Source organism: Metabacillus sediminilitoris (assembly GCF_009720625.1).
Lineage (GTDB): Bacteria > Bacillota > Bacilli > Bacillales > Bacillaceae > Metabacillus > Metabacillus sediminilitoris.
Map to the genome: position 1 here is coordinate 2,146,504 of NZ_CP046266.1, position 13,795 is coordinate 2,160,298.

The window sequence follows — 13,795 nt, forward strand, 5'->3', positions numbered from 1 at the left end:
AAAATCTCAGGGGAAAGTGATTATCGGCTTCAGGCTGAGAAAGTAAGCATAGTAGAAATATGAATAGACATTTTGGGAGGATATGACAATGAACAATCAAACAGAATTCACAGTTGCAGAAGCAATCGTAAAAGAGCTAATACAAGCAGAGGTGGACGTAGTATATGGGATCGTCAGTATCCACAATATGCCGATTTATGATGCACTGCTGCGTGAAGGGAGCATCCGCATCGTCACTGCCCGCGGTGAAAGTGGAGCAGTCAACATGGCTGATGGCTATGCGCGTGCTACAGGGAAATTGGGCGTTGTCATAACAAGTACTGGTGCTGGAGCAGGAAACGGTGCAGGTTCCTTGACAGAAACATGGAACTCAGGGACTCCGTTATTGCACATTACAGGGGAAGCTGATTCTCATTATATTGGAACAGATCAACGTTTTATCCACGAAGCTAAGGACCAGCTGAAAATGATGGATGGCGCGAACAAAACAGCTTATTTGTTGAAGCGTCCAAAGCAAATCACACCATTTATGCGCAAAGCAATCAAAGAGGCACTGACTGTTCCTACAGGGCCGGTAACGATTTCTATTCCAACGAATTTCCAAACGCAGATCATTCCGCAAAATCAATTGATTGAAGTGGCATCGGTTCAAGAGCCGGAAGTGAAAATCAGCATTCCAGCTGATGTGACTGAAAAAATTACCACAGCAAAAAGACCAGTTATCTGGGCAGGAAATGGAGTGATTGCTTCGGGAGCATCTGAGGAACTTCAACTGTTGGTAGATACAATTCAGCCTGCTGTCGTGACAAGTGAATCCGGAAAAGGGTCTATCCCTGAAAATCATCCGCTCTGCATCGGTCACTTTGCTGCCTCCCCTCAGGTGGAGGAACTCTTGAAAACATCGGATCTACTCATTAGTATTGGGGTCCGTTTCCGCGGTGGGGAAACGAACGGCTGGACGCTCCCAGTACCTGAAAATCATATTAATATCGATTTGAACCCAGATGCATTCAACCGCAATTTTGATACATTGTATACACTGGTCGGAGATGCCAAAGCCGTTTTACACGAGATTAATAGTGTATTAGAAAATAAGGAGATTAATCCAGATGAAGCTTTTGTAGACGAAGTGAAAGCTGCCCGTCAAGCCGTTCGGGATGACCTTCGCAGCCAAATTGGGCCTTACGGAGAGGTGGCAGATATCATGCGTGAACAGCTTCCTGAGAATACAATCTTGGTGACGGATGTAACCATCCCTGGATACACGTGGGGGAATAAATTGTTCGACATTTATGAACCTAGAAATTATCTCTACATGACCGGCGGTGGAATCGGGCAAGGCTTGCCAATGGCGATCGGTGCCCAAATAGGCCAGTCAGAAAAGCCAGTCGTTCTTATTGCAGGTGATGGTGGATTCATGGTGAATGCAGGAGAAATGATCACGGCGATTCAGGAAGAAACACCGCTTATCATTCTTTTATTCGATGATGGCGGATATGGAATCTTAAGATACTACCAAGAAGCAGCTTATGGCAGACGGACATCTGTAGATCTAGTTAACCCAGATTTCGTCATGATGGCAAAATCAATGGGCTTCGAATCAGAGAAAGTACGCTCGGTCGATGAGTTCAAGCAAGGGTTAGCGAATGCAATTGCAAGCAAAAAACCTTATATGGTAGTAGTAGATGTCGAAGCAGTAGGAGTATTGGAATACAAAGATTCTGACGAATACATCGCATCCTTCCGTCCAAAACACGGATAAGGTTTTACTGAATTCAATGTTCATTCCAACACTTCTAAATGTGGGTTATACCCCCAATTTTAAATAGTTAGTAGGGCGGAGTGGTTGATTTCCGCTACAGATGCTCGCTTTCCGCTCCAATCAACCTTAAATAGTTTTTGCTAAAAAACAACAATCTTTTAGAAAAGAGCCATCTTTTAATACTGTTGGTCATAATTCCTTCATATGCCCGCCAATTCTATCTACGTAAAAAGCATCAAAGTTTGCGAAAACAGTCTAATAGAAATTGGCTCTATTTTACCGTATTGCTGGATGAAATTATGTAATTGCTGCAAATCAAGGCTGTATTTGTATGACTGCACCCTTGATTTCCGCATTGCTAGAATGGAAGCTGACAAGTAGGGAGGAAACAAAGGTATGATAAAAGAATTGAAACACTATATAAATGGACAATGGATCGAATCAAGTGACCCGAAAAAACTTACGATCATCAATCCTGCTACACAGGAAGTTATTGCCAGAGCCCCAAAAGCAACAAAAGTAGAAACAGAAGAAGCCATCAAAATAGCGAAGAGAACGTTTGAAAGCGGCGTCTGGTCTGACCGTTCTCCACAAGAAAGAGCGGCAGTTTTACTTCAGATTGCTGATAAATTGCAGGAAAACATTGACGAGTTAACAGAGCTGGAAGTACAAAATAACGGCAAAACGAGAAGAGAGGCCCAATCAGATGCTGAAGAGGCAGTAGGCACTTTCATTTATTATGCTGGACTGCTCAATATGCCTAATGGTCAAGCATATGAAGCATCCTCTGATATGCAGACATTGATCGTAAAAGAACCGATGGGTGTTGCTGGATTGATCGTTCCTTGGAACTTTCCATTATTGATGAGTGTCTGGAAGATTGCTCCAGCATTAGCGGCAGGTAACAGCATTCTTTTAAAACCGGCAGAAATTACGCCGATGACTGCGGTAAAATTATTTGAGCTGATGAATGAGACCGATCTGCCAAAAGGGGCAGCTAACCTCATCATGGGAGCTGGATCGGTTGTAGGCCAGACGATCGCTGAAAGCAATGATGTGGATATCGTTTCTTTTACTGGAAGCACAGGAGTCGGCCGCCAAATCATGCAGACCGCAGCAGGCAATATGAAAAAAGTTTCTCTTGAACTGGGAGGAAAATCCCCGAACATCATTTTTGATGATACAGATTTGGAAACAGCCGTTGATTACTCCTTGTTTGGCATTTTCATGGGATCTGGGCAAGTTTGTTCTTCAGGAAGCCGCATTCTTGTCCAAGAGGGGATCTACGATGAATTTGTAAAAAAATATGTAGAAAAAGCAAAAGGAATAAGAGTTGGTCCTGGAAATGACAAGAACGCCCAGATGGGAGCCATAGTCAGTGAACAGCACCTCGAAAGCATACTAGACTACATTCGAATTGGAAAAGAAGAAGGTGCAACCCTTGCTCTAGGCGGCAATCGAATCGAGAAAAATGGTTTAGAAAAAGGATTTTTCATTGAACCAACCATCTTTACGAACGTAACAAGCGACATGCGGATTGTCAGAGAAGAAATCTTTGGTCCTGTTGTTGCGATCCAAAAGTTTAAAGATGAAGAAGAGGCAATCAAGATTGCCAACGATACAGACTTTGGCCTTGCAGGCGCTGTCTTCTCTACAGATCAAAACAAAGCATTGCGTGTCATCAAAAAAGTTAGAGCTGGCATCACATGGGTGAACGCCTACCACCTTACGAATATTCAAGCCCCGTGGGGCGGCTACAAACAAAGTGGTATCGGCAGAAGCCTTGGTACGTATGGATTGGATGAATATCAGGAAACGAAACAGATCAACATTAATCTGGCTCCGAAGCCGATTCATTGGTTTGAATAGGGAATAAAAGAAGAGCTTGCAGGTCATCTTCTGCAAGCTTTTCTTGCAAAGAGAGTTTTATGTTGGAGTTTACTACTATTGCTGACTCAGCTTTTCCCTAAATGAATAGATTTGAAACGTTTTAAGGTTACTAAGAACGCCCATCGTTATTGCTCAAATTAGGTTTGCCGAGACGTAGTGATTCCTTATTTTTAGGATGGAACACATTCTAGTGAGTTTTCAGAAACTCAATGAACACAATGGCACTCACTTTTATTTTTATAAACCTTATCAGTAACCGATATTGTATCACAAAAATGGTGGCACAAATGTTGCAATATTAGATGTAAGAGGAGTTTCTTATAGAAAAGAGATAACGACAAGACAAATCGATGGACTTCTCACTTTTTTGAAAGCGCTTAAATTAGAGAGGGTTAAGAATTTTATGGGGAAATGAGGAGGTCGCTTAAAAAATTTGCGGGAGTGAAAAATTTCGTACAGAACGAATCGTACAATAAGAAATGTTTTTTCTAATTTGGAGACTAGCAATCTAGCCATTTTTCATTAAAGAAAGTGTTATACACGGATTGCAGTAAGTTATGAAAGTCGTGAAGTTATTAGGGGGGATTGGATTGTCTAGACCATATTTAGTTGTCGAGTGGAATGATACGGAAACAGATGCGCAAGGGTGGCTTGTTGTTCATAACTTCATGAAAGGCTATACAGGCGGCGGTACGAGAATGCATCCGTCAGTGACAAAGGAAGAGGTTATTAGATTGGCCGAGGCCATGGCTTATAAGTATGTAGCTTGTGACAGCGGAACGACCGGGGGATGTAAAGCAGGTATTTCTTATGATTACAAAGCTCCTGATGCCTATGCAGTATTAAGAAGATTTTTAATTGCCATGATGCCTTATATTGATATCGGTGTTTCATTGGGCAGTGATTTAGGGACGAAATACGAGGATGTGCTCAAAATCTTTAACGAATTTGGCATAGATATCCCGCTGACGAAGTCAATGAAACAAGATCCTGCTGTCCTTCAAGGGATAAAGGATTTTGATCGACTGATGAAAACAAGAATCGACGGATTGCTGTTAAATGATGCTGTCACAGGATATGGCGTTGCCTTTTCGGCAGATGAAGCCTGGAAATTTAAAAATGGCAAAGACGGAGCGAAGGTTATCATCCAAGGCTTCGGTTGTGTAGGGGCAAGCTGCGCATTGAAACTGTCTCAATTAGGTTATAAAATCGTCGGAATTTCGGATGCGAACTTGTTCGTCACATGTGAAGAAGGATTAGATGTTCAAAAGCTCATTGACCATAAGAATGTATATGGAGAAATGGATCAAGCCCATTTTGAACCAACCTATACGGTAAGGCCAAACGCGGACTGGCTTGATATGGACTGCGATATTGTCATCCCATGTGCATTAGAGGACGTTATAAATGAGTCTAATGCTGATACTGTGAAAGCAAGCTTAATTGTTGAAGCTGCCAATATTCCAATCTCTTCTAAAGGAGACGAAATCATCAGACAAAGAGGAATTGACATCGTTAACGATTTTGTTGCGAACCTGGGGGCAATAAGGTTTTATGATGCCGTTATTTTTGGACTGGTCAAACCGGACCCTCAGGCTGTGATTGATGATATTGAAAAGCTATGCCGAAAAAATACCTATCAACTATTTTCGGATGCAAAGAAACAAAACAGGTATCAGCGAGACGTTGCTTATGAAATTTTCAAACCGGAAGTCAGCGATTTAGTAGAGTTTGCGGATCCTTCCGAAAAGGCAGCTGCTCGGGTAAACGGATAATTATTTCTATTAAGTCTTTCATGAGGATAGAAGAAATACAGGGGGGATTGGATGGAGCCAGAACAAGGGAGTCAACCAAAAGAATTAAAACGTTCGATGAAAAGTCGACATTTATTTATGCTTTCCGTAGGTGGAGTCATTGGAACAGGTCTTTTCATAGGGTCCGGATATGCGATCGGTGAAGCCGGACCTATGGGAGCCATAACTGCCTATTTGGCAGGGGGCTTACTTATGTACATGGTCATGGTTTGTCTTGGCGAGCTATCCGTCGTGATGCCGGTCTCAGGTTCATTCCAGGCTCATGCAGAGCGATTTATCGGCCCTGCCTCCGGGTTTATGATCGGCTGGACGTATTGGTTGAGCTGGGCTATTTACGTAGGGCTTGAGTTTATTGCGGCAGGTTTGCTGATGGCCAGATGGTTTCCAAATGTACCAGTATGGATATGGTGTGCGGTTTTCACCTTGCTTTTATTCGGTATAAACGCTTTGACAACAAGAAGCTTTGCCGAGATGGAATATTGGTTCTCTGCCATTAAAGTCTTTGCTGTCCTCTTTTTTATCGTGATTGGCGGAGCAGCGATGTTCGGATTGGTTCCTTTAAAGGGACAATCTGCCCCGCTGCTTTCAAACTTTATCGGTGACGGATTATTTCCAACAGGATTCATTGGCGTATTTATCTCGATGATGACAGTCGTCTATGCTTTTATGGGTTCGGAAATTATGGGAGTAGCAGCAGGTGAGACAGAGGATCCCGAAAAGAGTATCCCAAAAGCAATCAAGAGTATCATCTTCCGTATTTTGCTTTTCTATGTACTCGCAACTTTTGTCTTATCAGCCATTGTTCCATGGAAAGAAGCAGGGGTTCTCGAAAGCCCATTTGTCACTGTATTCGATATGATCGGTATTCCTTATGCAGCTGATATCATGAACTTCGTTATTTTAACAGCCATTCTTTCGGTGGGAAATACAGGTTTGTTTGCTTGTACAAGAATCCTTTTTTCCCTTTCACAAAGCGGGCAGGCTCCTCGTTTATTCGGAAAGGTAAACAAGCGGGGTGTGCCGATGAACGCTTTGCTCGTGACGCTCGCCTTTGCCTTGCTGTCCCTGCTTACCAGTGTCATAGCAGAGGAAACATTATTTGTGGTGCTGCTTGCGATCAGTGGTGTTGGAGGGGTGGTTACGTGGATGGCGATTGCGTTAGCACAGTATAAATTCCGTAAACATTATATAGCAGATGGCGGAAAGCTGGAGGATTTAACATTTAAAGTTCCTTTCTTCCCTCTCGTTCCAATTGGCTGCCTCATCATGTGCGTAGGTATCGTCGTGTTTACCGCTTTCGATCCGGCACAGCGGACATCATTGTATATCGGATTCGGCTTTGTTGCAGCTTGTTATGTCTTTTACTATTTTAAATTTTCCAGAAAGAAAATCGATTCAACAATCGTAACAGAAGGGCAGCCCGATAAAATCGTGTAATCGATTTGCGATGGTTTAGATGAGGAAAGCTATTAAAAATCGAGATTTAATAGAAATGTTGCAGCCAAAAGAATGACGGGGCGGGTATACCAGTCAGTTATCCCATATTAACGGGCAGTAATACCCCACCTCTAGGCTTGAGTTGAATGATACAAAAAAGCGAAGGTGGGGGATAAAGAAAACCACCGCTGATGGAAGTCTCGCTTTATACAAGTAAGTATTCTAAATGAGGATGGTGGAAGATGAAAAAGTTGATTTTTGTATTAACGACTATACCAGCTTTGGGGTCACTTGTTGTCATCAATCGGGTGGAACCCTATGTACTTGGCTTGCCATTTGTCCTTTTCTGGGGAATATGCTGGGTATTTCTGACATCTCTATTTTTGATCATTGCTAATAAATTTGATGACTCAAAAGAGGAGGAAGAATTATGAATGCAGCCCTCCTAGTCATCCTCTTTTTCCTCGTTTTGTGTATATGGTTAGGACTGCAGGCTCGTAAAGGGAAAGAAATGACGATGGAGCAGTGGTCTGTCGGGGGACGTGGTTTTGGAAGTGTTTTAATGTTCTTTTTGTTAGCGGGTGAAATGTTTACTACCTATACCTTTCTAGGAGCAAGTGGCGGTACCTATCGATCTGGTATTCCCGCCGCCCTATACGCTTTTAATTGCTTCTATTTTGTAATCGCTTACTGGCTGTTGCCGCCCATTTGGAAGTATGCGAAGAAAAATAATGTCATATCCCAATCAGACTTATATGAAAAAAAGTATAATAGCCAGGCTCTCGGCATTCTCGTCGCCATCATAAGTGTGATTGCCATTATTCCGTATTTGGTGATGCAGTTAAAAGGGTTGGGAATTATTGTATCCCAAGCATCCTATGGTTCGATTTCACCCAACATGGCAATCGTAGTTGGGGTTATTGCGATCACGATTTATGTATCGGCATCAGGGATGCATGGGGCCGCATGGACAGCTATTATTAAAGACATTTTGATCTTGGCTGTGGTCGTCTTTATGGGAATTTATTTTCCGCTTCATTACTACGGTGGAGTACAGCCAATGTTTGAAGCGATCAATGAAGCAAAAAATGAATTTTTAATCTTCCCTGAACAAGGGTTGAGTATCTCGTGGTTTGTTTCTGCCACGATCATGACGGCACTTGCATTTTACATGTTTCCACATATGCTGGCAGGGGTGTTCTCCGCTAAAAGTGCAAAATCACTGCGTCTGAATGCAGGAGTCATGCCTATTTATCAGATTATCATCGTTTTTTCCTTGCTTATCGGCTTTTCCGCTATTATTCAAGTTCCAGATTTAAATGGGGCAGATGCAGATTTAGCTTTGTTTAAAATGGCTAAAATGTCTTTTGATCCTTGGTTCGTTGGTGTGATTGGAGCAGCAGGAGCAATGGCCGCCCTTATCCCAAGTTCATTAGTATTGACAGCAACGGCAACGATTCTGTCTAAGAACATCTATAAAGTATGGAAACCAAATACAACAGATCAACAGCTGACAAAGCTAAGCAGAATGCTCGTGCCTGTCATTGCTTTGGTGACACTTTACTTTACATTTAATGGTGGCGACTCCATTTTTACGCTATATCTCATGTCTTATAGCTTTATGGTACAGCTATTTCCTGCCCTGTTTTTTAGTCTTTGGAAGAGGAATCCTGCAACCGTTCAGGGGGCATTTGCCGGAATGATTGCTGGAATTATAATCGTCTTCTATTCAACTGTTACGGAAACGTCACTTGCAACATTATTCCCGTCTCTTCCGCAAGAAATAAAGGATATAGATTTAGGATTAGCCGTCATCATCATCAATATTGTTGTGACATTAGGTGTAAGTGCAGTCACAAGGAAATCAGTTAATAGGGTGGAGGAAGAGGCTGATATTAGTCATATAGCTAGATAAATTTTTTGAAGGTTAGGGTAAAGGGGGATATGAAGAATGGCAAATGGAAAGCACCATCAACAGAGGAATATAGTGAGAATCTAGTCCACATAACAGAGAAAGCCTCGAGGAATTCCCATCCAATGCGTCAGCTGATCTACACGATGCGGTTGCTGCTGCAAAAGCTGCATTTCCCGCTTGGAAAAAATCTCCTTTCAACAAAGGGCAATATATTTACAAAAGGCTGCGGCTATTTTGAAAGAAAACATAGAGGAAATAGGGCGGGATCTAATCAAAGAAGAGGGAAAACCATTATCAGGAGGGATGGGGGAAGCCAATCGTGCAGTAAGTATCCTCGAATATTTTGCGGCTGAAGCACGGCAGCCGCTCATCATATTATGGAGTGTTTATATTAGAGCATTAGACTAAGAATGGTTAGTGCTCTTTAGCTGTAAATTTGAAAGATATATTTTTTTTACAACTGAATTATGAGGAATGAAAATGAGATATTTGCCCAAAAAGTATAAAGAATGATAAAAATCCAGCCGAATATCCACTGCTTTCATGTATGAAAGAAAAAACACATTAAGTTAACGGAGTTTAAATATAAAACAATCTTCAACAAAAGGGCACAATTAATAAACCCAATTCCCCATGTAAAACACTGAGAAATTGGGTTTTTAAATACTTTATATCAATGTCTTCAATGTAAAACCATTATCAAATCAGATTCTTTTAATCCTGAGTATAGATAATGGCTACAAAATCTGGCTTTCCATCAGGGTCTGAAACAAAAATTTTGCCATCGAGGATCTGTGTCGAGTATATTTTTTACTTTTCCATTGAACTTGGAAAGGATTATTCTACGACAATAAATCCTCATGAAAGAATAAACAATACTTATCTTTTATATTTTCTAATGGTGGTACCACCAACATTTTGATTTGCTGCTTTTTGTACCAGGATATCGTAGAGAAACTCGTCTTATTTCAGTAAATTAATAAATTCACGCATGAACCCAGGTAGATCTGGCCACGCATGACCAGAAACAAGGTTTTGATGTGTGTGTAATGTTTCATTAATATATGTAGCGCCGCATGCAGTCACATCAGGCTTACAAGCAATATATGCTGTATACTCCCGGCCTTTCATCAAATCCGGGACAATAGTAAGCACTTGTGCCGCATGACAGATAGCACCAACAGGCTTATTTTCCTCAAAGAAGTGACGGACAATTTTCGGTAACGATTCCTCCAAGCGAATATATTCAGGTGCTCGTCCTCCAGGAATAATCAAACCGTCATATTGCGAAGGAATCACATTAGCAAAAGCTACTTGAGAATCAATGCCATAAGCAGGTTTTTCCACATATGTTTCCATTCCTTCTATAAAGTCGTGACTTACTGTTTGTAGTTTTTTTACAGAAGGGGAAGCAATCGTTACGTCAAATCCTTCTTCAAGACACCGATAATATGGATAAAAAATTTCAAGCGCCTCTACAGCATCCCCAGTAACAATCAGTACTTTTTTACTCATGAACATAACCTCCATAAAAAATAATTTTAACAGTTAAAAATGTTTATTACTTTCATGTTGTCTTTTCATTTATTAAATTCAACAATTCTATACGATTTCCTGTTAAAGAAACATCCATATGTCGATTACTAAAACATCTGTTTAGTTAACATCCCGATAGAATACCCTATTTGGCATTTTATAATATTGTGAGAATCCAATAATCGGAGTATCACTTGAACATATCTAAATAGTGAGGACTAACAATAAATTTCTATAAACTTATAAAGTAATGATTAAGTGTCATAACTTATCGTCAAACTTAAATCTCTTATTAATTAAGACTGTTAACTATAGGGCAGTTTAATGGAAGAAGACTTCCAATCAAAAATGGATATTTAGGTTCATATAGATGTTAGATTTTGAAGTATTAGTCAGCTATTAAATTATAAACAATTAGTATATCTTCAATAAGTAATGAACATACTAATTAACGCATGAGAAACCAAAAGTTCATGATTTTTTCCTTTTTGAGATACCTTCTGATATTAATTGGGAGGTATCTTTATTTATTCTTTATGTAAGGCTCCATTTGAAAAGACTTCTATTAGATTTTTATTTCATTTGCACAAATTACTCATAATTTCATCCATATGGGGAACGATAATTAAAGACCTAAAAGGTCATACATAAATTAAGGAAGGGGAATGACCATGAATAAAAAATGGCTTCTCATGCTAACGAGTATATTTTTATCTGTGATGATGTTAGTAGGATGTAATGTAGATCCAGATCCGGCACCGCCAGATGATAACAATGGTGGTGATGAAAACGGAGCAAATAATAATGACAACAACGCCGATGATATAATCGAAGGTGAAGAAAACATTCCTGGCGTTGATGAAGATGATAACATGTTTAAAGACGATGAAAAAGATGCAGATCAAGATCCAGAAGATCCAATCGAAGATCCAGAAGATATAGGTGATGAAAATAGAAAAGACGAGTAATTCAGATGACTAACTAACGAATTGTAAAGTATTATTAATTGATATTTATACTAAAAAAAGCAAAAAAGCCAATTTCTTAAAACATAAAAGAGATTGGCTCTTTTGCTTATTTCCTAAAAGAGTCATTTTTAGCCACATCTTCTGTTTTTACTCCTTCTTAGCCCAATACTTTTAAAATACTTCGTATGGATGCTTTTTGATTTACCTTCATAGATTGTTCACCCTCATTTTACTTAAACTCATATATGTGTTATTCAATGTGAAATACGTATGACCTTCCGAGTAAGTGAATATCTGGCATAAGTGAAAAACCAGTTAAATAACCAATTACAAAAAGCTTGGAAAGAAATTCCTCCAAGCTCTTTATTTATACTGTTAAGTTTATTTTATTGTGTAGTTTTTTAACTTCTAAATATTGAATATGATGATCATCACTTTTATTAACTTTGAAAATATTTCCACCATATTCTATTAATACCTCATTAAATTCAAGACTTTTTAATAACCTTGTCCACATGTTCGGCTCCAATATTACATATGATTTATATATGTACAATTTTTGGGGGGGTTCTATGTATTTCCTAAAGAAAAGTATGATTATAGTTTTAGGTAGCATCTTATTATCTTTAGGAATAAATCTTTTTTTAGTACCCTACGAGATATTAGATGGGGGTATTATTGGCATAGGATTAATATGTTACTATGTATGGGGATTTAAAGCAGGACTTATGATTATATTTTTAAGTATCCCAATATTTCTAATTGCATGGTTTTATTATAGAGATTATTTTTACAATAGTTTACATGGTATGGTTATTTCCTCCTTTTTTATAGATATTTTAAAACCCAACGATACTCTTCTCCATATTGAAGCTATATACAGTTCGATTATGGGGGGGATCTTAGTTGGGCTAGGTATAGGCATTATGTTGCGCTTTAGGACAAGTACAGGTGGAACAGACCTTTTGGCCCAATTTCTTTCCGATAGAACAGGTGTTAATGTAGGGATTTTAATTTTTATAATAGATGCGCTTGTAATTCTTTCTGGAGGTCTCATATTATCATCTGACACTCTTCAACTTTCTATAATAACGATACTTACAGTCGGACTAACTACTAGTATTTTTACAAGTAAAGTTGCTAATGGTTGAAAAATGATTTTCTAGGTAATATGCTTTTATAACAAAGTTTAATAAGGGAGTTAAAAATGGAGGATAAAAAAATAATTACCATTAGTTGCTGCTATAGTGTTCTTAGGTATCTCAATTCTATTTTCATCTTGCCAAATTTCAGAAGCAAAATTAGGTTGACACTTAGGTTTTAATAATTTATTAACTTTTCTTATTAGGTTCTTGAAGATGAAACACTTCAATAACATTGAGCTTTGAATTTACAATCTTAATTTGTGCAAATAGCAGTGGTCTTGGTTACATCTTTGTCTATCTTATCTTTGCATTACTAGGCTATGGAGTAGGACGACTATTTCAAAAAAATTTTTATAGATATGTTGTTTGTTTAATCGATGGATTAGAGAGTGCCAAGTTATTAAGTAGATTGTTGCTTACCCAAAGTTTACCCTAATTCAATTGAGTTATAGCATAGAAAAATCTTTTATGAGCACAATAATTATAGAGCATTTTAAGTTCAAACAATAATTATTGGAGGCTTTTGTTTTATGTCACAACCAAATCAACAGTTGCTATTACCACAAGTTTCCCAGTCTGTGCTACAAGCACAACGAGCAGTAGAACAAGCAGTAGGCCACCAGCAAATGCAAGAAGCACAACAAGTTGTTCAACAAGTACAACAGCAATTACAAAGTATTCAAACTTCTAATCCTCAGGAACAGCAACAATTGCAAAAATTACAACAGGATGTTCAAAAGGCGTACCAACAGTTACAAGTAGAAAATCAACAATTACTAAAAGCACAGCAACTGGTACAAACGGAAAACCAACAGTTACAACAAGCACAACAACTAGTAAAACAAGCACAACAACAAGTTGAACAGGAACAAAAAGATGTTCAACTAGCACAAGAAAAATATCATCAGGCACAAGCCACTGTTATGGAATATCAAAATAATCATCAACAATAAATTAGGATGAATAGGGCTAACATTAAACTTATTAAGAGTTGGCTCTTTTTGATTATTATTATTATTATTACTATTATTATTGTTATGGTGCCTGAACATGACCAAAGTTTATATAATAAAAGAAAAGGAGAGTCAATCATAAAAGTGATGATTGCTCTCCTTTTGAAATACCAAGGTTACGTCACAGTAACAAACCGAAGAGATTAGGAATAAAATTATACTCCAAGAGGAGAACGGCATACCAATTTGGAAAGAATGAATTATTATTAGGTTTATTTTAGTTTCTAATTTAAAGTAGTAGTTAAAAGGATCTTCATTTTGTTATTATCCCCTTATAGTGGACAGTTAAAAGAAAGGATTGTACTGTCTTCTATG

General features: G+C 38.8%; 11 protein-coding genes and 1 pseudogene. 10 read left to right on the forward strand and 2 right to left on the reverse strand.

Translation table 11 applies throughout. From position 1 onward, the window contains the following. The first annotated feature begins 88 nt into the window (after positions 1–88). From GMB29_RS10205 to GMB29_RS10240, 7 genes and pseudogenes are all read left to right on the forward strand, one after another. On the forward strand, positions 89–1,762 hold the full coding sequence (locus GMB29_RS10205; protein WP_227551658.1) for a thiamine pyrophosphate-binding protein: 1,674 nt from the start codon (positions 89–91) through the stop codon (positions 1,760–1,762). 399 nt (positions 1,763–2,161) lie between these two features. Then, positions 2,162–3,631 carry an aldehyde dehydrogenase family protein gene (locus GMB29_RS10210; RefSeq protein ID WP_136357576.1) on the forward strand — a complete coding sequence of 490 codons (1,470 nt, stop codon included), beginning with the start codon at positions 2,162–2,164 and terminating at the stop codon, positions 3,629–3,631. Between the two features lie 611 nt (positions 3,632–4,242). After that, complete coding sequence (locus GMB29_RS10215) at positions 4,243–5,427, forward strand: Glu/Leu/Phe/Val family dehydrogenase (protein ID WP_136357545.1); 1,185 nt, start codon at positions 4,243–4,245, stop codon at positions 5,425–5,427. A 51-nt stretch (positions 5,428–5,478) separates the two neighbouring features. Continuing rightward, positions 5,479–6,903: an amino acid permease gene (locus tag GMB29_RS10220; protein WP_136357547.1), complete on the forward strand. Its 1,425-nt coding sequence runs from the start codon at positions 5,479–5,481 to the stop codon at positions 6,901–6,903. A gap of 242 nt (positions 6,904–7,145) precedes the next feature. Further along, positions 7,146–7,337 carry a DUF3311 domain-containing protein gene (locus tag GMB29_RS10225; RefSeq protein WP_136357550.1) on the forward strand — a complete coding sequence of 64 codons (192 nt, stop codon included), beginning with the start codon at positions 7,146–7,148 and terminating at the stop codon, positions 7,335–7,337. Next, positions 7,334–8,818, forward strand: coding sequence for a sodium:solute symporter family protein (locus tag GMB29_RS10230; protein ID WP_136357552.1), 1,485 nt, complete (start codon positions 7,334–7,336; stop codon positions 8,816–8,818). Before GMB29_RS10225 ends, GMB29_RS10230 begins: the two co-directional genes overlap by 4 nt. A 142-nt stretch (positions 8,819–8,960) precedes the next feature. Continuing rightward, positions 8,961–9,226: pseudogene (locus GMB29_RS10240) on the forward strand (aldehyde dehydrogenase family protein); the annotation flags it as partial. Between the two features lie 555 nt (positions 9,227–9,781). On the opposite strand, the gene GMB29_RS10245 reads toward GMB29_RS10240, so the two are convergent. Beyond that, positions 9,782–10,333, reverse strand: a complete 552-nt coding sequence (locus GMB29_RS10245; RefSeq protein ID WP_136357556.1) for a DJ-1/PfpI family protein — start codon at positions 10,331–10,333, stop codon at positions 9,782–9,784. A 692-nt stretch (positions 10,334–11,025) separates the two neighbouring features. On the opposite strand from GMB29_RS10245, the gene GMB29_RS10250 reads away from it, so the two are divergent. Next, complete coding sequence (locus GMB29_RS10250) at positions 11,026–11,322, forward strand: hypothetical protein (protein ID WP_136357558.1); 297 nt, start codon at positions 11,026–11,028, stop codon at positions 11,320–11,322. A gap of 367 nt (positions 11,323–11,689) precedes the next feature. Here GMB29_RS10250 and GMB29_RS10255 read toward each other — a convergent pair whose 3' ends face one another. Then, positions 11,690–11,839: a hypothetical protein gene (locus GMB29_RS10255; RefSeq protein ID WP_155443870.1), complete on the reverse strand. Its 150-nt coding sequence runs from the start codon at positions 11,837–11,839 to the stop codon at positions 11,690–11,692. A 55-nt stretch (positions 11,840–11,894) separates the two neighbouring features. On the opposite strand from GMB29_RS10255, the gene GMB29_RS10260 reads away from it, so the two are divergent. Next, complete coding sequence (locus GMB29_RS10260; protein WP_136357560.1) at positions 11,895–12,473, forward strand: YitT family protein; 579 nt, start codon at positions 11,895–11,897, stop codon at positions 12,471–12,473. Between the two features lie 524 nt (positions 12,474–12,997). Continuing rightward, positions 12,998–13,420, forward strand: a complete 423-nt coding sequence (locus GMB29_RS10265) for a hypothetical protein (RefSeq protein WP_136357562.1) — start codon at positions 12,998–13,000, stop codon at positions 13,418–13,420. Positions 13,421–13,795 lie beyond the last annotated feature (375 nt).

Bases quoted from the DNA above. Each gene is read 5' to 3' on its own strand.
- GMB29_RS10205 (WP_227551658.1), top strand. From the start codon at position 89: ATGAACAATCAAACAGAATTCACAGTTGCAGAAGCAATCGTAAAAGAG.
- GMB29_RS10220 (WP_136357547.1), top strand. From the start codon at position 5,479: ATGGAGCCAGAACAAGGGAGTCAACCAAAAGAATTAAAACGTTCGATG.
- GMB29_RS10225 (WP_136357550.1), top strand. From the start codon at position 7,146: ATGAAAAAGTTGATTTTTGTATTAACGACTATACCAGCTTTGGGGTCA.
- GMB29_RS10230 (WP_136357552.1), top strand. From the start codon at position 7,334: ATGAATGCAGCCCTCCTAGTCATCCTCTTTTTCCTCGTTTTGTGTATA.
- GMB29_RS10245 (WP_136357556.1), bottom strand. From the start codon at position 10,333: ATGAGTAAAAAAGTACTGATTGTTACTGGGGATGCTGTAGAGGCGCTT.
- GMB29_RS10250 (WP_136357558.1), top strand. From the start codon at position 11,026: ATGAATAAAAAATGGCTTCTCATGCTAACGAGTATATTTTTATCTGTG.
- GMB29_RS10255 (WP_155443870.1), bottom strand. From the start codon at position 11,839: ATGTGGACAAGGTTATTAAAAAGTCTTGAATTTAATGAGGTATTAATA.
- GMB29_RS10260 (WP_136357560.1), top strand. From the start codon at position 11,895: ATGTATTTCCTAAAGAAAAGTATGATTATAGTTTTAGGTAGCATCTTA.
- GMB29_RS10265 (WP_136357562.1), top strand. From the start codon at position 12,998: ATGTCACAACCAAATCAACAGTTGCTATTACCACAAGTTTCCCAGTCT.